The following is an 18,958-nucleotide window of genomic DNA, read 5'->3' as shown; positions in this document are numbered from 1 at the left end:
CCGCGCCTCCCGGCCCGGCATCGAGCCGCCGGGAGGCACGGCCACCAGCACCACCACGCGAACCACCACGGAAGGACCAGGACGTGAGCAAGCGCGCCGACCGGTGCCCCACGCCGCCGCACGCGGACCACGCCGTGCGGGCAGAGGCCCCGGCCACGACGGACGAGCGCAGCGAAGGCGTTCTCCGTCAAGCTGCCCGCTGGGTCATGGAGGCCCCCGCCGAGCGCGCCCCGCTGCCCGGCGGCGCCGCGCTGTACGGGGCCGGGTGGCTCGCGCACTCCAACCACCTGCCGTGGTGGGGCCTGCTGACCGTCGGGGCCGCCGGGACGATCGTCTCCCACGCCATGACGTTGAACCGGTGCGGCGACGGCTTGCGCACCTGGGGCAACGCCGCTGCCGCCGCGTCGGCGGGCGCGTGGCTGACGGCGGCCGACGTCGTCGGCCCGGTCGCGGGACCGTCCGGCCTGATGTCGTGGATCTTCGGCGGGGCGTTCGGCGTCGGCTACGGCCTGCACTGGCTGGGCCTGTCCGGCGTCGGCCGGGACCGCGGCCCGAAGCGGGTCAAGGGTGACGTGCCTCGGATCGACTGGGAGGCGTACTTCGACGGCTGGGGCATGTCCGGCGCTCGGGTCATCTCGTCGGCGGCGACACGCCTCGGTGAGCGTGCCCTGATCTCCACCAAGGGCACCGGTAAGCGGGCGTCCACGTTCTGCACGAAGGCGATGGCCGAGCGGATCGCCGAGGACTTCGACACCAAGCGCAGCCGGGTCATCCTCCGTGAGGGCGACATCGCCGGGCAGATCGAAATCAGTGTGCGCCTGCGTGACCCGTGGGCCGAGCCGATCCTTCACCCGCTGCTGGACGACGAACCGGAGATCGAGCTGCCCGAGGTGGCCGACGCCCGCCGGCCGCTCGTCATCGGGCAGGACCCGGAGACCGGGGCCCCGCTGGAGTTCGTCGTCTGGGACGAGGACGGCGCCGCCCACTGGTACATCGTCGCCATCAAGGGCGGCGGCAAGACGGTGCTGCTCAACAACGTGCTGGAGCGGCTGACCGCCGCCGACAACGCGACCGTCTGGGGCATCGACGTCAGCAAGGCCAAGGACCTGCGGCGCTGGCGGGGTTCGGGGGCGCTGGACCTGGCCGCGTGCGGCCCGCGTGAGCGTGAGCGCGCGGTCGTGATGCTGGAGCTGGCCGCCGCCGAGGTCGGCCACCGCGCCGAGCACAATACCGCGGCGGTGTTCGAGCCCCGGCCTGGTCACCCGCTGCACGTCATCGTCATTGACGAGGTGGACGCGCTGGTCGCGCCCGGCGACGTGCTCGCACAGCGCGCGGTCGCGGCACTCAAGACCATCACGAGCAAGGGCCGGTCCGAGAGCGTGGGCGTGATCATCGTGGGGCAGCGCGGCACCGCCGCATGGATGGGCGGTGCTGACATCCGGTCGAACCTTGACCGCCAGGCGCTGCTCAAGCTCGCCCGGTCCAGCGAGGCGAACAACGCCGTCGGCGAGGCCGCCGTCGATCTGCCGAACATGGCGAAGTACGGCGAGGGCAAGCCGGGCGTCGTCGCGCTGACGGCGATGGGAAGCCTGACCGGCCTCGGGCGGACGTTCATGCTCAAGGAGCTGGACGACGTCGAGGAGTTGGGCGCCGGCCGCGAGCCGAGCGAGTTCGAGCCGGAACTCCTGGAGTTCTGGGGCGAGACCTACGAGCGGCTCAAGGCTGGGGACGTGCCCGCGACGGCACCGGCCGCGCCCGTGCAGCAGCCGGCCGCCGCCGCGCAGGCCGCGCCCGCCGCCGACGCGCAGGACCGGCCGCGGCTGTTCCTCGTGCCGACCCCGACGGAGGAGGAGGCCGCCAGGGTCCGGGAGCACTCCGCGGCCCGGTGGGAGATGTTCCGGGCTGTCGAGCGCGCCGCCACGTCGTTCGTGCCGAGCGGTAAGCGTGAGCAGATCCTCGCCCTGATCCGCCAGGACGGCGGGGCGCGGATCTCGGACATCGCCGACGCGATCGGCTACAGCACGCAGCACACGCTGCGCCTGATGCAGGCCCTGCGGGACGAGGGCGACGCCGAGCTGCGCGGAGCAGGCCCGGCGTCCCGCTGGCACGCGACGACGCGAGAGCCCGCGAACGCGGGCGCGGAACACGCTCAGTGATGGGCGCGGATCACCTCATGGGATCACCTCATGGATCGCCTCATTCGCCTTTGAGCGCTCCTCTACCTGGGGCACGGGGCGAGGCGATGAGTCGATGAGGTGATGAGGCGATCCGCCGCCCACGACTCCCACAGACACGATCAGCAGCACGGAGAGTGATGGAAATGGCGACGTATCTCGGGCAGGCCGTCGAGCTGGCCGACACCGAAGAGATAGCGGCGGCCGCCGCCGGCATGGTCGGCTCGTGCCGCGCGACCGGCCTGGACGTCAGCGGCTACCGGGGGCTGATGGGCTGCGCCCTGACGCTCGGCATGCAGCCCGCGCACCACGGCGAGGCGTGGCGCACTGACCGCGCGCTGGTCAACGCCGTCGTCGACCTGGAAGACGACATGCGGCACCGCCTGTTCCGCATCCGGTCCTACCGCGACCAGCTTGACGCGCTGCTGGAGACGATCCCGGACACCGAAGAGAACACCCACGTCATCGCGGACATCATGGCCGCCCTGGAGATCCTCGCGAGCGCGGAGCAGCGCCTCGGCTACGCGGCCGGCCGCCTGGCTCGTGTCCCCGGCGAGCTGGGCGAGACCTACGCCGCGGTCTACACGCTCATCCGGCAGGGCCGAGCCCTGCCCTACGACGGCCGATGGATCACCGGCCAGACCAGCACCGGCGGAACCGCCGCCACCAGCTGACGCAACGGGCGCGTACCACGGTGGTCCATCCGCCAAGACCGGCCACCGCGGACGCGCCCACAGCCCCCACCAAAGGAGGAACTCCCATCATGGCCGACACCGGTCCCCACGTCGCCACCGTCGAGATCATCTCGTTCGGCTACCTGCACGCGGCGCCGCCCCCGGCGCACCTGACGATCGACCTGCGCGCGCACTTCCGGGACCCGCACATCTCCCCGGAGTTGCGGCACATGAGCGCCCACGACGAGCCGGTCCGCACGACAGTGCTGGGCACGTCCGGCATCCCGGAGTTGTTGGAGGCGACCAAAGACGCCGTGACCGCGCTGCTGTCTGGCCCGTCCGCCGACGGCGTGACCGTCGCTCTCGGTTGCGCCGGCGGCCGTCACCGCGCCCCCGTCTTCGCCCAGTTCCTCACCACCCGGCTCCGCGGCCGAGGCCTGCGGGTGAACCTGACCCACCGCGACCTCGGCAAGCCCGTCGTGACGCGCTGAGCCGCGTACGTACAAGCCGACAACTACGCCGTCCCGGTCGAGAACCTAGCGGCCACCCACGGCAAGGGTCAGGCCGCTCATTCCGCCCCTTCTTGACGACCTCGACGCCTCAAAGGAGACGCGCCGATGACCACAGACCTGACCCGCTACGCCCTGGCCGCCGCCGCCCGCGGCTGGCACGTCTTCCCGCTCGTGCCAGGGGGCAAGGTGCCACTGAAGGGCTGGGCGTGGACAGAACACAACACCACCGACCCCGAACTGATCCGCCGCCTGTGGGGCCGCCGCCCGTTCAACATCGGCATCGCCTGCGGCCCCTCCAACCTCGTGGTCGTCGACCTAGACACGCCCAAGCCCGGCCAGACGCCCCCGCCCGCCTGGGCAATGCCCGGCGTCAACGACGGCGCCGACGTCCTGGCCACCCTGTGCGAGCAGACCGGGCAAGTGCTGCCGTTCGACACCTTCACCGTCGCCACCCGCCGGGGCGGGCTGCACCTGTACTTCACCGCCCCGCCCGGCGACCCGCCGCTCGGCAACACCTCCGGCGACCAGGGCAACGGCCTGGGCTGGCTGATCGACACCCGCGCCGCCGGCGGCTACGTCGTCGGCCCCGGCAGCGTCGTCGACCTGCCCGACGGCTCCGGCGTCTATGAGGTGGTCCGCCGCGACGCGGTAGCGCCGCTGCCGGGCTGGCTGGCCGACCGGCTCCGCCCCGCCCCGCTCCCCCCGCAACGCCCCGTCGTCGTCCCGCTGCGCACAGGCCGCCGAGGCGCCTACCTCGACGCCGCGATCCGCGCCAGCCTCGACGCGATCGCCGCCGCACCCGACGGAAGCCTGAACACCACCCTGTACGGCGCGTCCGTCGCCCTCGGCCAGCTCGTCGCCGGCGGCGCCCTGCACGCGACCGACACCGGGGCCCTGCTGCTGCAGGCCGCCGTACGAGCCGGACACCCCGAGACCCAAGCCCGGCGCACCGTCCAGTCCGGGTTCCGCGCGGGCGCCCACCGGCCCCGGAGCGTGCCCGCGTGACCGGTTCCAACGGAGCGAACGAGTCGAGCGGGTGGAGGCACGTGCAGGTCGGGTCCGGCCCCGAGACGATCCGCGTCCTCAAAGCCGCCCTTGCCGACCAGCTCCTGCCCGACACCTACGTGTCCGGGGGCGCCCTGGTCCACATGGAGACCATCTCCGGCGGCCAGGTCAGCCCCGCCGCTGACGAAGACTCCCCGCTCCCGGTGACTGCCAGCACCATCACCCCGGCCACGTTGGCGGGGCTGCTGGCCGAACACGCCTACGTCTACCGCACCCGCTCCCGCAAAGACGGCGCCGGAGGAGTCGAGATGTACGAAGAAGAGGTCACCCCGCCCCGGGACATCCTCGCCTCCGTCCTGGCTGGCAAGACCTGGCCCAAGCTGCCGCCGCTGCGCGGGGTGATCGGCGCGCCGGTGTTGCGCCGCGACGGCACCCTGCTCCAGCGGCCCGGCTACGACCCGGCCACCGGCCTGTACTTGGCCGCCAAGGTCGCCCTGCCCGAGGTTCCCGACCGTCCGACCGCGGAGCAGGTGCAGGTCGCGCGGGACTTCCTGCTGAATCGGTTCCTGCGGGACTTTCCCTGGGCCGGGCCCGCCGACCGGGCCAACTACCTCGCCCTTGTGGCCACGCCGATCCTGCGGCACTACACCCGCAGCCTCACCCCGTTCGCGCTGATCGACGCGACCATGCCCGCCTCCGGCAAGTCCATCCTCACCGGCGGCCCCGGCATGCTCTACGGCCAGCGCGTCCTGCCCTGGGCCTACACCGAAGAAGAACTCCGCAAATCCATCACCGCTGTCCTGGCCGAACAGGTCGGCGTGGTGGTCTGGGACAACCTCGCCGAGGGCACCGTCATCGACTCGCCCACCCTGGCCTTGCTGGTGACCGCCGGCGTCTGGTCCGACCGCCAGCTCGGCGCCTCCCGCAACATCGCCACCGTCAACGACCGGCTGTGGATGGCCACCGGCAACAACCTCCAGGTCGGCGGTGACATGGCCTCCCGCACGGTCCGCGTCCACCTGGACCCGAACATGCCCCGGCCCGAGCAGCGCGACCAGACCCGGTTCGGCATCCCGCACCTGGACCAGTGGATCACCCTCCCGGCCAACCAGCTCACCGTCTTGTGGCACCTGCTCATCTTGATCCTCGACTGGACCGGCAACGGCGCTCCCCGGGCCGCGGGCCTCTCGATGCGGCAGTTCACCCCCTGGGCGCAATCGCTGGGCGGGTTCCTCGCCCACCACGGCATCGACGGCTTCCTGACCAACGCCGCCGACGTCCGCGACATCGACGAGGACGAAACCCGCTGGCGCGCCTTCCTTGCCTGCTGGCACCGCCTGCACGGGAACCAGCCCATGACCGCAGCCGACCTACGCCGCTCCGGCGAACCCGACCACATCGGCCCGGGCTACGACGACAACGACCGCTGGGACGGCCAGTTCATCACCACCCACACCGGCCGCCTGCCCAACCCCCTTGCTCTCGGCCGGCTCCTCACCGGCCAGATCGGACGCTGGCGCGGCGACCACGTCATCCGCTCCGCCAAGAACGACCGCGGCGACCGGAACGTCTTTTGGGTCGAGCGCCATGAGTGACAGAGCGCTGAAACATCTCCGCATCTCCGCATCCCCGCAACACACCCTGCCACCTGGCAAAACGCGTGCGGAGATACCAACGATCAACCACCGTCCATCTCCGCAACTCCGCACCCGGTGCGGAGATGACCCCCCTCCTGCGGAGATGACACCGGCCCGAGCCTTTCCATCTCCGCAACCATCCGCCCAGCTCACAGCCGGTCCTGCGGAGATGCGGAGATGCGGAGATGTTTCAGCCCCCGCAGCAGAGACGCACCCGGAGCACATTCCGGCCCAGCCATATACACCCCACCGCAACGCGCCGAGAGGACATCCCAGCCATGACCACCGGCACCAAGCCACGAGGGACGCTCACCCTCGCCGAAGTCCTGGACGAGCTCCAGGTTTCCCGCTCCACCTTCTACGACTGGCGCGCCAAGGGCCGCGCGCCCCGCTGCCTCAAACTCCCGAACGGCGACCTGCGCATCCGCCGTACTGACCTTGACCGCTGGCTCGCCACGCTGGAGGACGGCGCCCGGTGAAGGACATCTCCTACAACGTGCGCATCTACAAACTGGAGACGCGCAAGCGAGCGATCACCACGAACTACCGAGTTCGCTGGAGTGTGGACGGCCGGATCTACCGCGAGTCGTTCGGCACAATCGCCCATGCCGAAAGCTACCGGTCCGATCTGCTGTCGGCCGCCCGCCGAGGCGAGGCGTTCAGCACGGTCATCGGGCTCCCGGTGTCCTGGGAACGCGCTGAGCGTGCCATGAGCTGGTTCGACTTCGCCTGCGCCTACATCGACATGAAGTGGCCCGACCTAGCCGGGCATTCTCGCCGCATCACGGCCAGTGCGCTTCGCGACGCGACGCCGGTCTTGCTCAGCAGTTCGCGGGGCCGGCCCGACGCTGAAACTCTCCGTCGCGCCCTTCTGGAGTGGGCCTTCAACTCGCCCCGCAGGAAGGCCGGTGCTCCGCCAGAGGGCCTTCGGAAGGCGCTGGAATGGCTCAAGCAGAACACGAGGCCAGTGGGAGACCTCAATGACCCCTCCCTGGCCAGGAAGGTCCTGGAGGCACTCTCGACCCGCCGGGACGGCAAGCGGATGGCCGCGAGCACGGTTCAGCGCACGCGCGGCGTGCTGGTCAACGCGATGCAGTACGCCATAGAGCTGCGTCTGCTCGACCGGAACCCGATCGCTGATCTCCCCTGGAAGGCGACCAAGTCCGTACGGCAGGTGGACAGGCGCATCGTGGTGAATCCCGGCCAGGCCCGTGCGCTCCTGGAGGCCGTACGCGCCCAGAAGCCGAGCGGGCCGCGGCTCGTCGCGTTCTTCGCCGTCATGTACTACGCGGGGCTCCGGCCCGAGGAGGCGGTCAACCTTTTCAAGCGCAACCTTCTGATCCCTGACGAGGGATGGGGGGAACTGATCGTGGAGGAGGCAAGTCCTGCGCCCGGAGCCGCCTGGTCGAACAGCGGCCAGCGACGCGACCCCGGCCCTCTCAAGCACCGCGAGAAGGGCGAGAGCCGCGTCGTACCTTGTCCGCCGGCGCTGACGCGGATACTCCGGGCTCACCTCGAGAACCCGGGCGCCGGACCCAACGGCCGGCTGTTCCGTGCTCTACGGGACGGGGCGGACCTCCAGGAGAGCACGTACCACCGCGTCTGGCGCAAGGCCCGCGAAGCGGCCTTGACCCCTGAGGAGTTCGCTTCACCGCTCGCCAAACGGCCATACGACCTTCGGCACGCCGCTGTCTCCACGTGGCTCAACGCCGGAGTTCCCGCAACCCAGGTAGCCGAATGGGCGGGGCACAGCGTCGCCGTACTGCTGCACGTTTACGCCAAATGCATTGCCGGCCAGGAGGAGCATGCGCGGAAACGCATCTCCGAGGCGCTTGGCGAGATCTGATTTCGGGGGCACACGGGGGGCAAGACGGGCCGTAGTCGATCGGTGCCAGCCGTACTCAGCCGGACGGTGACGATCGGCCCGTGGGCACGCTCCCGCAGGTCATGGGCTGATTGGGTGAGGCGGCACTCGGTGCCCCCGGTGGGACTCGAACCCACACCACAGCCCTTTTAAGGGGCTTGCCTCTGCCATTGGGCTACGGGGGCGCCGCGATCATATGTCACGGATCACTCCTCTGTAAGCAAGTTACGTCTTACGCGGCTTGTCCCCCTTTCCACGGCCGGTGAACGGCGCCCGTGGCCGCTGGCCGGTCAAGGAACGGGAGAGCCTCCGGGAGCGCCCGGCCGCGATCGGGCCTCCATGACACCACCTGTCGTGGGCGTGGAGAACGCGAAAACGGCCCGGCGGTGAGCGCCGGGCCGTACCGCGCCGAGGGCCGGGCGCCTCCGTGGCGGCGCGGTACGGCCCGCGACTCAGCGCTTGAGCCCGCTCTTGGCGGCCGCCCGGAACTCGTCGCGCGGGTGCTCGATCTCGCCCAGGGAGACGGTCTCCCGCCTGAAGAACAGCGACAGCGTCCAGTCCATGACCACGCGGACCTTGCGGTTCACGGTGGGCACCCGCGACAGGTGGTAGGTGCGGTGCATGAACCAGGCGGGGAGGCCGCGCAGCTTGATGCCGTAGACGTTGGCGACGCCCCGGTGGAGGCCCAGGCCCGCGACCGACCCGACGTACTTGTGCCGGTAGTCCTTCAGCTCCTCCCCGCGCAGGTACGCGGTGATGTTGTCGCCCAGGACCCGGGCCTGCCGTACGGCGTGCTGGGCGTTGGGGGCGCAGAACTGGCCGGGGTTGGTCACGTCGGGCACGCCCGCGATGTCGCCGGCGGCGAAGGCGCCCTTGACGCCCGCGACGGTCAGGCGGGTGGTGGTCTTGATCCGGCCGCGCTCGTCGAGCGGCAGGTCGGTGGAGTTGACGATCGGGCTGGGCTTGACGCCCGCGGTCCAGACGATCGTGGCCGACTCGAACTCGTCGCCGTCGGAGGTCTTGACCAGGCCGCCCTCGCAGGACTGCAGGAACGTCTCCATCTTGAGCTCGATGCCGCGCTCGCGAAGCTGCTCGGCGGTCCACTCGCCCATCTCGGGGCCGACCTCGGGGAGGATGCGGTTGGACGCCTCGATGAGGACCCAGCGCAGGTCCTTCTTGTCGATGCCCGGGTAGTACCTGATCGCGTCCTCGGTCATGTCCTCCAGCTCGGCGAGCGCCTCGATGCCCGCGAAGCCGCCGCCGACCACGACGAAGGTGAGCGCCCGGCGGCGCACGTCCTCGTCCTCGGCCGAGTCGGCGCGGTCGAGGAGGGAGATGACCCGGTTGCGCAGCGCGATGGCCTCGCCGACCGTCTTGAAGCCGATGGCCGCGTCCTCCAGGCCGGGGATCGGCAGCGTCCGCGAGATCGACCCGGCGGCCATGACGATGACGTCGTACTCGATCTCCCTCGACTCACCCGCCGGGGGTTCGAAGGTGACCGTACGGGCCTCGTGGTGCACCTTGGAGACCTTGCCGTTGAGGATGCGGACCTTCGGCAGCACCCGGCGCAGCGGCGCCACGACGTGGCGCGGCGAGATGTTGCCGGCCGCGGCCTCGGGCAGGAACGGCTGGTAGGTCATGTACGACTGCGGGTCGATGAGCGTGATCCGCACGCTGCCGTCACGGAGCTCACGGCGGAGCGTGCGCTGGAGACGAAGAGCCGAGTAGAGGCCCACGTATCCACCGCCGACGATGACGATGTGCTGCGGCTTGCGGTCTGCCACGATGCCCTCCAAGGCTTGTGAAACCATTCACAAGCTTACGTCACGGGTTGGCCACGAGGCCAATGCGCAAGGGCCGAAGGTCGAGTGATTTTCCCCACTTGGTCACTCGCTGGCGATGTTGCGGCAAAAAATTTCCGTGAAATTCCGGGAGTGATCCGGTTCACACTCGTGAATCCGTTCACAAGGGCTGATCAGGCGGTGGTGCCGAGTGCGGCGGCTCGGGCGAAAACGGCGTCGAGCATCTCCGCCGTGACCCGGCCGGTGAAGGTGTTCTGCTGGCTGGGGTGGTAGCAGCCGATGAGCGTGACGGGCGCCGCGCCGTGGACGAGCGGCACCTCCACGCCGTGCCCGAACGCGGGCCTGCGGGACGGCAGGGTGAACCCCGCCGCGCGCAGCGCGGGCCAGACCGCCTGCCAGGCGAAGCCGCCGAGGGCCACGACCACCCGGGTCGTTCCCGCGACCAGCGCCAGTTCCGCGGCCAGCCAGGGGAAGCAGGTGTCGCGCTCTTCGGGGGTGGGCTTGTTGGCGGGCGGCGCGCAGCGCACGGCCGCCATCATCCGGGCCCCGATCAGCCGCTGGCCGTCGCCCGCGTGGACGCTGGTCTCCTGCGCGGCGAGCCCGGTGCGGTGCAGCGAGGCGAACAGCCAGTCGCCGCTGCGGTCGCCGGTGAAGATCCGCCCGGTACGGTTGCCTCCGTGCGCGGCGGGGGCCAGGCCCACGATGAGCGTGTGCGGCGCGTCGTCGCCCCAGCCCGCGATCGGCCGGCCCCAGTAGGTCTCGTCCGCGAACGCCCGCCGCCTGACGTCGGCGACCTCCTCCCGCCATTCGACGAGCCGGGGGCAGGCCCGGCACACCGACTGCCTGGCCGTCAGGTCCGCGAGCGTACGGCTCTCGGCCGCCAGCTTGGCGACCTCGTGGGCGTCACGGGCGACGGGGGTGCCGGGATCGGCGGGGTCGCCCGGCCAGCCGGAACCGGGAGGAACGAAGCTCATAACACCGATCGTGCCAGGTGGGACGGGGATGCGTCGGCCGGAAGCCGGCTCTCACGAGGCCCGCGACGGCCGGGCGCGACGCCTGGGAACCGGCACGCTCGGCGCGCGTGAGCGCGGGTGTCAGGAGGTCACGCACCGAGAAAGATTCCGATCTTTTCCGCGGCGGCGGAGGTGGGTACGTATCGGCCCGTGTCCACCGACTCATGCCCCCCGCTGTTCGGCCCCGCCTTCGACGCCGACCCCTATCCCGCCTTCGACTGGCTGCGGCGCAACGCGCCGATCAGCCGCGTGCCGCTGCCCGGCTGCGAGGCATGGCTGGTCACGCGGTACGAGGACGCCGTCGCCACGCTGACCCACCCGTCGCTCGCCAAGGACCCTGCCGCCGGTTCGCCGGAGTGGCAGGCGGCCGGTCTCGGCCTGCCCCTCGATCACCGGCCGTCGCTCGCCCGGCACATGATCAACGCGGACGGGGCCGACCACGCGCGGCTGCGCCGTCTCGTGAGCGCGGCCTTCACGCCCCGGCGGATCGCGGGGCTGCGGGCCCGGGCGCTGGAGATCACCGACGACCTCCTCGACCGTCTCGACGGCCCGGAGGCGGATTTGGTCACCGGCCTCGCCTACCCCCTGCCGATCGCGATCATCTGCGACCTGCTCGGAGTGCCCGAGGAGGACCGGGCGGTCTTCCACCGGCACGCCTCCGTGATCGACTCCGCGGCGGCGTCCGAGGTGGAGGAGATCGCCCGGGCGACCGACGGCCTGGAGGCGTTCCTGGACGACCTGGTCGAGCTCAAGCGGTCGAGGCCGGGCAACGACCTGCTCACCGACCTCGTCCGGCGGTCCAACGAGGGCGAGATCGACAAGGACGAGCTGACCTCGACCGCGTTCCTGCTGCTCGTCGCGGGTCACGAGACGACGGTGGCGTTGATCGGCAACGGCCTCCTCGCGCTGCTGCGGCATCCCGCCCAGGCCCGGGCCCTGCGCGACGATCCCGCCCTGCTGCCGGACTACATCGACGAGATGCTGCGCTACGACGGCCCCGTACGGAACGCCACCTGGCGCTTCCCCACCGAGCCGGTGGTGATCGGCGGCCAGGAGATGCGGCCCGGAGAGCCGATCCTCGTCTCACTTCTGGCCGCCAACCGGGACCCCGGCGCCTTCGCCGACCCGGACACGTTCACGCCGGGGCGGATCGGCGAGCCGCACCTCGCCTTCGGCCGGGGCCCCCACTACTGCATCGGCGCCGCCCTGGCCAAGGTCGAGGGCGAGGCCGCGATCGGCAGGGTGCTGGAGCGCTTCCCCGATCTGACCCTCGCCGTCGACCCGGCCGAGCTGCGGTGGTGGCCGAGCATGATCATGCGCGGCCTGTTCTCGCTGCCGGTCCGGCTGCGCGCCTGACCGGTCAGTCCCCCTGGCGGCCCGGCTTCGGCTTCGGCTTCGTCGGGGACGGGGCCGGTGACGCGGCGGAGGGTTCGGGTGTCGGGGTCGCCTCCTCGCCGCCGTCGCCCGGGGCCGCCGTGACCGCGGGACCCGGCGTGGCGGTGGCGGAGGCGGCGTTGGGGGCGCAGTCGCGCTCCCGGGCCGCCCGGGGGTCGAACGGCGTCAGCGGCAGGGGGTAGGCGTTGCGGAGCGGCGGCTCCCCCTCGCAGGGAATGACGAGCATCTGCCCGAAGTCCTCCGGCCGCAGGGTGAGCGGCCTGCCGTCCTGGTCGTAGAGACGCACGTCGCGCAGCGGAGTGCCGTCCGCGGCGTACGGGAGGATGTTGTAGACCGGACCGCCGTCCAGAGTGGCGGCCCGCTCGATCATGACCGATCGCCCAGGCCCCACGGCGGCGGGGCCGGGACCGTAGTCGAAGGACACGTTCATCGGCGACGTGCTCGACGCGTCGGCCATGGCGGAGATCACGAGGACCGCCGCCAGCACGTTGGCCCCGGCGAGCAGCGTCCGCCCCCAGCCCCTCGGCCCGGTGCGGGCGTGCCGGCCCAGCCAGACGGAGGCCCAGACGACGGTGAGGGTGAACACCCAGGCCACCAGGTCGCCGGGGACCAGCCCGGGCGAGGTCAGGGTCGCGAGCACGGCCAGCGCGATCGCGTAGCCGCGCAGCACCCACCAGGCCGGGCGCAACTCGGGGAGGAAGGCGGCCGCCTGGCGGTAGGGCGGCAGGCCCAGCATCCGGGTGTGGGCGCGCCGGGCCGCCCCGGCCGTCCTGGAGCGCAGCCGGCCGCGCCGGGAGGTCGCGGTGCCCGCCGACCGGCCTCCGTAGGCGGCGCGCAACTCGGCGGCGTACGCCTCCGGGGCGCCGAGGCGGTCCTCCAGGGACAGTCCCGGCTCGGCCGCGACCTCCGAGATGTGGTCGTGAAGGTCCTCCAGCAGGGTCTCCCGGTCCTCCGGGGGAAGATCGGCCAGTGCCTCGCGCACGGCGTCGGCGTACGCCTTGGGCGTCAGGGGGGAGTTCATGCCGATGCGACCTCCTTCAGCAGGTCGTTCATGGTGGCGGCGAACGACGTCCAGGTCGTCGCCGAGTTCCGGAGGAGCGAGCGGCCGACGTCGTTCAGGCCGTAGTACTTGCGGTGCGGCCCCTCGTCGGAGGCGACCACGTAGGAGTTGAGCGCTCCGGCCTTGAAGAGCCGCCGCAGGGTCCCGTACACGGAGGCGTCGCCGACGTCCTCCAGCCCCGCCTCGCGCAGGCGGCGTACGACGTCGTAGCCGTAGCTGTCACGTTCGGCGAGCACCGCGAGGACGGCCAGGTCGAGGACCCCCTTGAGAAGCTGGCTACTGTCCACGCACCGCAGAGTACTACGCAATGCGTAATAGCTACAAGATCGAGCCCTGCGCATGCCGGAGCAACCGGTGCGTGCCGGAGCGGCCCGTGCGCCGCAGCGGCCCGTGCGGGCGGCGTGAGCGGTCAGGCCCGCGCCCGCCGGGCACGCGCCGGTCAGGCACGCGCCGGTCAGGCACGCGCGGCACATATCGCGGCACACATCGCGGCGCACGCGCCGGTCAGGCGAGGACCCGCGCGGGCCGGAGGCGGAGCTGCGCCTCCCGGCCGGTCAGGCGAGCGACCAGGCGATCCCGTCGAGGATGTCGTGCTCGCTGACCACGACCTCGGCGAAGCCGTACCGGCGGACGATCCGGTCGAGGATCAGCGCGCCCGCCCCGATCACGTCCACCCGGCCCGGATGCATGACCGGTACGGCCGCCCGCTCGTCGTGGGTCATGCGCAGCAGGCGTGCGGACACCTCGTGGACCCGCTCGGCGGGGATCCGCGAATGGTGGATGCGCTCGGGGTCGTAGGCGGGCAGGTCCAGCGCGATCCCGGCGACCGTGGTGACCGAACCGGCCAGGCCGACCAGCGTCCGCGCCGTACGGACGGGGACGTGCTCCTCCACCCGGTCCATGGCCGCCTCGATGTCGGCGACGGCGGCCGTCACCTCCCCGTCCGCCGGGGGATCGGCCCGAAGGTGCCGCTCCGTGAGCCGTACGCACCCGATGTCCACGGACAGCGCGCCCTCGACGCTCCGGGAGCCGACGACGAACTCGGTGCTGCCGCCGCCGATGTCGACCACCAGGTACGGCGTCTCGGCGGCGGCGCCGGCGCGCGCGAGGCCCCGGGTCGCGCCGGTGAAGGACAGCCTGGCCTCCTCGTCGCCGGAGACCACTTCGGGCTCCACGCCGAAGATCTCCCGCACGCCGGCCGTGAAGTCGGCCCGGTTGGCGGCGTCCCGGGTCGCCGAGGTCGCGACCACCCGGACCGGCACCGCCTCGCCCGCGGCGTGCTCCCTGATCAGCTTGGCGTACCCGCGCATGGCGGTGAACGTGCGCTCCAGCGCCTCGGGCGCGAGCCGTCCCGTCCTGTCGACGTCCTGGCCGAGCCTGACGATCTCCATCCGGCGCTCGACGTCCGTGAGGTCGTCGCCGGAGATGTCCGCGATGAGGAGCCGGACCGAGTTGGTCCCGCAGTCGATCGCCGCCACCCGCCTCATGCCCGGGTCCCCCCGTCGGTGCTCGTCTCCTCGTCCGTCACGCAGGGTCCGTCGGCCCACCACCGCGGCAGCGCGTCCAGGGCCTCCCGGCCGAAGGGGTTGACGCCGGGCGCGGCCAGTTCGTGCGCGACCAGCGCGTGCAGGCACTTGACCCGGCCGGGCATCCCGCCCGCGCTCTGCATGTCGCGGGGCAGCGGCTCCATGCCCTCCTCGCCGGCCGCCCGGTCGCGGCGGTCGAGGTAGTCCTCGTGGGCCGCCCGGTACGCCTCGGCCAGTTCGGGGTCCTCTGCCAGCCGGGCCTGCATCCGCTTCATCAGCCCGGACGACTCCAGCGTGCCGATGGCCGAGGCCGCCTTGGGACAGGTCAGGTAGAACAGGGTCGGGAACGGCGTGCCGTCCGGCAGCCGCGGCGCGGTCTCCAGCACGTCGGGCAGCCCGCAGGGGCACCGGTGCGCGACGGCCCGCACCCCGCGCGGGGGACGCCCGAGCTGCGCCCGCGCCGCCGCCAGGTCCGCCTGGTCCACCTGGTCCGCCACGTCGATCTCCTCGCCCTTCACCATGCCTGCCCCGATGCCCGCCCCGATGCCCGCCCCGATGCTCCGCCACGGTGCTTCGCCGCGGTGCCGGCGCGCCGGTCCGGACGCCGTCCGCGGTCTCATCCCACCGACGGCGCCGGGCTCTTCTGCCGCCCCACGGAGGTCGCGGGACTCGGCCGCGCCGCCGGTGCGGCGGGCCGTCCCCTGTCAGACCCTCTGTCCGCCGCTTCGAAGGACCGCCAGAGCGTGACGTACCACGCGGGGCGCTCCGGCGGCCTGCTCCCGGCCTTCGCGGCGGTGGAGCCGGCCGCCTCCTCGTCGAGCACCTGGTAGCAGTCGGCCCCCGGCTCGCAGTAGAAGAGCCGCTCCTTGGCCAGGCGCTTGATGTACTCCGGGTCCTCCAGCCGGCGGCGCCGCTCCTCCAGCTTCTGGAGCTTGCTCAGCGCGTTCGCCTGCTGCGCCTCCAGCTGGGCGATCTGCCGGCGCTGGGCGACGTACTCCCGGGCGGGGTAGGCCAGGCTCATGGCGATGGCGCACACGACGACCGCGAGGATCGCCGCGCGCCCGGTGAGCTGCGGCCGCGTCGCCGCCACCGAAACCACCCCTCCCGGTCGGTGCTCGCACAGGCCCGGTCACGCCGGGTGCGGCGCGGCGGGGTGCCGCGCCGCCCGTCCGTACGACGCCGGGCCGGGCCGCCCGCGTTCGCCGCAGGCTACCCCGTCACGCCGCCGTTATCCCTTGAAGCGCGGGAAGGCGGAGCGACCGGCGTAACGCGCCGCGTCGTCGAGCAGCTCCTCGATGCGCAGGAGCTGGTTGTACTTCGCCACGCGGTCGGAGCGGGCCGGGGCGCCGGTCTTGATCTGGCCGCAGTTGGTGGCCACGGCGAGATCGGCGATCGTGGTGTCCTCGGTCTCGCCGGAGCGGTGGCTCATCATGCAGCGGTAGCCGCTGCGGTGGGCGAGGTCGACCGCGTCGAGGGTCTCCGACAGCGTGCCGATCTGGTTCACCTTCACCAGCAGGGCGTTGGCCGCGCCCTCGCCGATGCCGCGGCCGAGCCGCTCGGGGTTGGTCACGAACAGGTCGTCACCCACGAGCTGGACCTTCGCGCCGAGGGACGTGGTGATGGCCTTCCAGCCCTCCCAGTCCTCCTCGTTCAGCGGGTCCTCGATGGAGACCAGCGGGTACGAGCGGACCAGGTCCTCGTAGAAGGAGATCAGCTCGGCGGACGACACGCCCTTGCCGTCGATCGTGTAGACGCCGTCGTTGTGGAACTCGCTCGCCGCGACGTCGAGCGCGAGCGCGATGTCCTGGCCCGGGGTGTATCCGGCCTTCTCGATCGCCACCAGGATCAGGTCGAGCGCGTCGCGGTTCGACGGCAGGTTCGGCGCGAAGCCGCCCTCGTCGCCGAGGCCGGTGGCGTAGCCCTTCTCCTTGAGCACGCCCTTGAGCGTGTGGTAGGTCTCCGCGCCCATGCGCAGCGCCTCGGAGAACGTCTCCGCCCCGATCGGCGCGATCATGAACTCCTGGATGTCCACGTTGGTGTCGGCGTGCGCGCCGCCGTTCAGGATGTTCATCATCGGCACGGGCAGGATGTGCGCGTTCGGGCCGCCGATGTAGCGGAACAGGGGCAGGTCGGCGCTGTCGGCGGCGGCCTTGGCGACGGCCAGCGAGATGCCGAGGAGCGCGTTCGCCCCGAGGCGGGCCTTGTTGGGCGTGCCGTCGAGGTCGATCATCGTCTGGTCGATCAGACGCTGCTCCTCGGCGTCGAAGCCGATGATCTCGTCGGCGATCTCGTCGGTGACGCCGAGGACGGCCTTCTCGACACCCTTGCCGAGATAGCGGCTCTTGTCCCCGTCACGCAGCTCGACGGCCTCGAACTGGCCGGTGGAGGCGCCGCTCGGAACGGCGGCGCGGCCGGTGCTGTAGTCGTCCAGCAGTACCTCGACCTCGACCGTGGGGTTCCCACGGGAATCGAGGATCTCGCGGGCGGTAACGGCCTCGATGGCAGCCACGAACGCTCCTAGCAAAAAGACGGGCGGTTTGCGACCAGAGCCTATCGGTCTCCACCACCCCGTATCGCGGAGGGGCTCCGGTTCACGGCGTGTCCCGCGGCTCCCCGTCCTGCCCTTCGCCGGCCTCCCACTGCTCGACGCGCCGCCGGTACTCCCTGGCCGCCGCCCTGAGCTCGGCCTCGGGGTCGAGCCCGTCCTCCTGGACCTTCCGTACGAGCGCGAACAGGCGGGCCCCGGCGCCCGCGGTGAGGCCGTCGGCGAGCGAGGCGGGCGCTCCGGCCCGGCCCGCCCGGCGGAGCAGCTGGGCGGCCAGGGAGATCGCCGGCTGGCCCATCGGCACGCCGCTGAGCGCCGACGCGGTCTCGCCCTTGGCGGCGCGCTCGGCGGCCTTGATCGTCTCCCAGTTGTCGCTGACCTCTCCGGCCCCGGTCACCCGGACGTCGCCGAAGACGTGGGGATGCCGGCGCACCAGTTTCTCCACGATGCCGGCGGCCACGTCGTCGACGTCGAAGCCGCCGCCCTCGGCCGTCCGCTCCTGGGCCACCCGGGAGTGGAACATCACCTGGAGCAGCAGGTCGCCCAGCTCCTCCCGGAGGGCGGGGTAGTCACCCTGGTCGATGGTCTCGAGCACCTCGTAGGCCTCCTCGACCAGGTAGGGCGCGAGCGACTCGTGGGTCTGCTTGCGGTCCCAGGGACACTCGCGGCGCAGCCGGTCCATGACCTGGACGAGATCGAGCACCCGGGCGCCGGGAAGGTCGTAGGAGCCGGGGACCACCTCGATCTCCGGCGGGTCGTCCAGGGAGATCGCGGCGTGGCCGACGGCGCGCATGAGGTCCTCGTCGCCGTCCTGGGCGGCCAGCCACACCACCGTCCCCGTACGGCTCTCGCGGGCGAGCGCGCCCGGGTCGGGCGTCACCACCTCGACCGGAACACCGGCCTCGTCGAGATAGGGCAGACAAGGATGATCTGGACTGCCGGTGAGCACCCGGCCCCGGGTGAGGGCCCGCCACGCCGCGGGAGCGAGCAGGCCCGGGGCGACCCGGGGCGAGGTGGTCACCACGATCAACGACATGCCCTCACCCTAACGACCGGTGAGCGGCCACCGCTCAGCCGGCGGCCGGCGGCGCCTCCGCGGGGTTCGCAGGGGGCGCGACGGGCGTGTAGGCGCCGAAGCGGTCGTCGGCCACGAAGCCCTGCTGGGGGTCGTACTTGCCGTACCGCGGGCTGTACTTCACCGGGACCGTCGCGTCGGCCTCCTGGAGCACCTTCTGCCCCGCGGCGGCCTGGCTCTCCTGGTCCTGGCCCGCCCCGGCCTGCTGGGCCAGCTTCGACCGGATGATGTAGGCGCGGAGGAAGGCACGGCTCTGGTCCCGCGGGATGCCGTTGGCCAGCAGCACCTTGTCGAACTGCGTCCAGCCGCCCTGGGCCGTGGCGAGGTCGTCGATGTCCCGGTCGCTCACGGCGACGCCCTTGCGCCGGCCGAGCTCCTCGAACTGCCTGCTGAAGGTCATGTTGAGCAGCACCATCTGCGGCAGCGAGGCGGGGAGCTGGAGCTGCTCCTCGGGGATCTTGTTCGCGGCGAGGTCGGCACGCAGCGCGCGCACCTCGTCGTTCACCTGGCTGGAGGTGATGCGCTCATTGCCGATGATGGCCGCGGAACCCGCCTGCACCGGGCCGCCGCAGGCGGTCATGGCGATACCGACCGCCGCCAGCGTCACGGCGACGCGCACTCGATACGACTTCACGGACAATCCTCCCGAACGACACCGGCCAGGCGTGGTGTTGAC

18 protein-coding genes and 1 tRNA gene are annotated in these 18,958 nt (G+C 72.0%); 8 read left to right on the top strand and 11 right to left on the bottom strand.

Going from position 1 to position 18,958, the window contains the following annotated elements; genetic code table 11:
• Positions 1-83: 83 nt before the first annotated feature.
• The 7 genes from HHX33_RS37270 (at position 84) to HHX33_RS18165 (ending at position 7,848) form a co-directional block, all read left to right on the top strand.
• On the top strand, positions 84-2,156 hold the full coding sequence (locus tag HHX33_RS37270) for an AAA family ATPase (RefSeq protein WP_182875638.1): 2,073 nt from the start codon (positions 84-86) through the stop codon (positions 2,154-2,156).
• A gap of 164 nt (positions 2,157-2,320) precedes the next feature.
• Entirely contained in the window at positions 2,321-2,848 is a 528-nt protein-coding gene (locus HHX33_RS18190; RefSeq protein WP_182875637.1) for a hypothetical protein, read from the top strand.
• Positions 2,849-2,937: 89 nt separating this feature from the next.
• Positions 2,938-3,339: an RNase adapter RapZ gene (locus tag HHX33_RS18185; protein WP_182875636.1), complete on the top strand. Its 402-nt coding sequence runs from the start codon at positions 2,938-2,940 to the stop codon at positions 3,337-3,339.
• Positions 3,340-3,465: 126 nt separating this feature from the next.
• Positions 3,466-4,365 carry a bifunctional DNA primase/polymerase gene (locus tag HHX33_RS18180; RefSeq protein WP_182875635.1) on the top strand — a complete coding sequence of 300 codons (900 nt, stop codon included), beginning with the start codon at positions 3,466-3,468 and terminating at the stop codon, positions 4,363-4,365.
• Positions 4,362-5,960 carry a hypothetical protein gene (locus HHX33_RS18175; RefSeq protein ID WP_182875634.1) on the top strand — a complete coding sequence of 533 codons (1,599 nt, stop codon included), beginning with the start codon at positions 4,362-4,364 and terminating at the stop codon, positions 5,958-5,960. The genes HHX33_RS18180 and HHX33_RS18175 overlap by 4 nt, the downstream gene beginning before the upstream one ends.
• 320 nt (positions 5,961-6,280) lie before the next feature.
• Entirely contained in the window at positions 6,281-6,481 is a 201-nt protein-coding gene (locus tag HHX33_RS18170) for a helix-turn-helix transcriptional regulator (protein WP_182875633.1), read from the top strand.
• Positions 6,478-7,848 carry a tyrosine-type recombinase/integrase gene (locus HHX33_RS18165; RefSeq protein ID WP_182875632.1) on the top strand — a complete coding sequence of 457 codons (1,371 nt, stop codon included), beginning with the start codon at positions 6,478-6,480 and terminating at the stop codon, positions 7,846-7,848. Before HHX33_RS18170 ends, HHX33_RS18165 begins: the two co-directional genes overlap by 4 nt.
• A gap of 130 nt (positions 7,849-7,978) precedes the next feature.
• On the opposite strand, the gene HHX33_RS18160 is transcribed toward HHX33_RS18165, so the two are convergent.
• The 3 genes from HHX33_RS18160 to HHX33_RS18150 all read right to left on the bottom strand — a co-directional run bounded on the left by HHX33_RS18160 (position 7,979) and on the right by HHX33_RS18150 (position 10,642).
• A tRNA-Leu gene (locus tag HHX33_RS18160) sits at positions 7,979-8,051 on the bottom strand.
• Positions 8,052-8,318: 267 nt separating this feature from the next.
• Positions 8,319-9,677, bottom strand: a complete 1,359-nt coding sequence (locus HHX33_RS18155; RefSeq protein WP_117410464.1) for an NAD(P)/FAD-dependent oxidoreductase — start codon at positions 9,675-9,677, stop codon at positions 8,319-8,321.
• Between the two features lie 164 nt (positions 9,678-9,841).
• Positions 9,842-10,642: a uracil-DNA glycosylase gene (locus HHX33_RS18150; protein ID WP_182875631.1), complete on the bottom strand. Its 801-nt coding sequence runs from the start codon at positions 10,640-10,642 to the stop codon at positions 9,842-9,844.
• A 189-nt stretch (positions 10,643-10,831) separates the two neighbouring features.
• Between HHX33_RS18150 and HHX33_RS18145 the strand changes: the two genes are divergently transcribed.
• Complete coding sequence (locus HHX33_RS18145; RefSeq protein ID WP_182875630.1) at positions 10,832-12,037, top strand: cytochrome P450 family protein; 1,206 nt, start codon at positions 10,832-10,834, stop codon at positions 12,035-12,037.
• Between the two features lie 4 nt (positions 12,038-12,041).
• Here HHX33_RS18145 and HHX33_RS18140 read toward each other — a convergent pair whose 3' ends face one another.
• From HHX33_RS18140 to HHX33_RS18105, 8 genes are all read right to left on the bottom strand, one after another.
• On the bottom strand, positions 12,042-13,097 hold the full coding sequence (locus HHX33_RS18140; RefSeq protein ID WP_182875629.1) for an HAAS signaling domain-containing protein: 1,056 nt from the start codon (positions 13,095-13,097) through the stop codon (positions 12,042-12,044).
• A complete protein-coding gene (locus HHX33_RS18135) occupies positions 13,094-13,423 on the bottom strand; it encodes a PadR family transcriptional regulator (protein WP_117410517.1) in 330 nt (109 codons plus the stop codon). Before HHX33_RS18135 ends, HHX33_RS18140 begins: the two co-directional genes overlap by 4 nt.
• 267 nt (positions 13,424-13,690) lie before the next feature.
• On the bottom strand, positions 13,691-14,623 hold the full coding sequence (locus HHX33_RS18130; protein WP_182875628.1) for a Ppx/GppA phosphatase family protein: 933 nt from the start codon (positions 14,621-14,623) through the stop codon (positions 13,691-13,693).
• Entirely contained in the window at positions 14,620-15,183 is a 564-nt protein-coding gene (locus HHX33_RS18125; protein ID WP_182875678.1) for a DUF501 domain-containing protein, read from the bottom strand. The genes HHX33_RS18130 and HHX33_RS18125 overlap by 4 nt, the downstream gene beginning before the upstream one ends.
• A gap of 95 nt (positions 15,184-15,278) precedes the next feature.
• Positions 15,279-15,752 (bottom strand): septum formation initiator family protein, encoded by a 474-nt coding sequence (locus HHX33_RS18120; RefSeq protein ID WP_310741430.1) that lies wholly within the window; start codon positions 15,750-15,752, stop codon positions 15,279-15,281.
• Positions 15,753-15,890: 138 nt separating this feature from the next.
• A complete protein-coding gene (gene eno, locus HHX33_RS18115; protein ID WP_117410519.1) occupies positions 15,891-17,171 on the bottom strand; it encodes a phosphopyruvate hydratase in 1,281 nt (426 codons plus the stop codon).
• An 82-nt stretch (positions 17,172-17,253) separates the two neighbouring features.
• A complete protein-coding gene (locus tag HHX33_RS18110; RefSeq protein WP_182875627.1) occupies positions 17,254-18,243 on the bottom strand; it encodes a MazG family protein in 990 nt (329 codons plus the stop codon).
• 34 nt (positions 18,244-18,277) lie between these two features.
• Positions 18,278-18,916, bottom strand: coding sequence for a SurA N-terminal domain-containing protein (locus HHX33_RS18105; RefSeq protein WP_182875626.1), 639 nt, complete (start codon positions 18,914-18,916; stop codon positions 18,278-18,280).
• Between the last annotated feature and the right edge of the window lie 42 nt (positions 18,917-18,958).

It is taken from the genome of Microbispora sp. H10670, from assembly GCF_014161385.1.
In the GTDB taxonomy this organism is placed as follows: Bacteria; Actinomycetota; Actinomycetes; order Streptosporangiales; family Streptosporangiaceae; genus Microbispora; species Microbispora triticiradicis.
Note: the sequence above shows the minus strand (reverse complement) of the source record. Positions and strands in the feature narration are given on the sequence as shown.

Coding starts and splice junctions, on each gene's coding strand:
- HHX33_RS18190 (WP_182875637.1), top strand. CDS start 2,321: ATGGCGACGTATCTCGGGCAGGCCGTCGAGCTGGCCGACACCGAAGAG.
- HHX33_RS18185 (WP_182875636.1), top strand. CDS start 2,938: ATGGCCGACACCGGTCCCCACGTCGCCACCGTCGAGATCATCTCGTTC.
- HHX33_RS18180 (WP_182875635.1), top strand. CDS start 3,466: ATGACCACAGACCTGACCCGCTACGCCCTGGCCGCCGCCGCCCGCGGC.
- HHX33_RS18170 (WP_182875633.1), top strand. CDS start 6,281: ATGACCACCGGCACCAAGCCACGAGGGACGCTCACCCTCGCCGAAGTC.
- HHX33_RS18155 (WP_117410464.1), bottom strand. CDS start 9,677: ATGGTTTCACAAGCCTTGGAGGGCATCGTGGCAGACCGCAAGCCGCAG.
- HHX33_RS18150 (WP_182875631.1), bottom strand. CDS start 10,642: ATGAGCTTCGTTCCTCCCGGTTCCGGCTGGCCGGGCGACCCCGCCGAT.
- HHX33_RS18140 (WP_182875629.1), bottom strand. CDS start 13,097: ATGAACTCCCCCCTGACGCCCAAGGCGTACGCCGACGCCGTGCGCGAG.
- HHX33_RS18130 (WP_182875628.1), bottom strand. CDS start 14,623: ATGAGGCGGGTGGCGGCGATCGACTGCGGGACCAACTCGGTCCGGCTC.
- HHX33_RS18125 (WP_182875678.1), bottom strand. CDS start 15,183: ATGGTGAAGGGCGAGGAGATCGACGTGGCGGACCAGGTGGACCAGGCG.
- HHX33_RS18110 (WP_182875627.1), bottom strand. CDS start 18,243: ATGTCGTTGATCGTGGTGACCACCTCGCCCCGGGTCGCCCCGGGCCTG.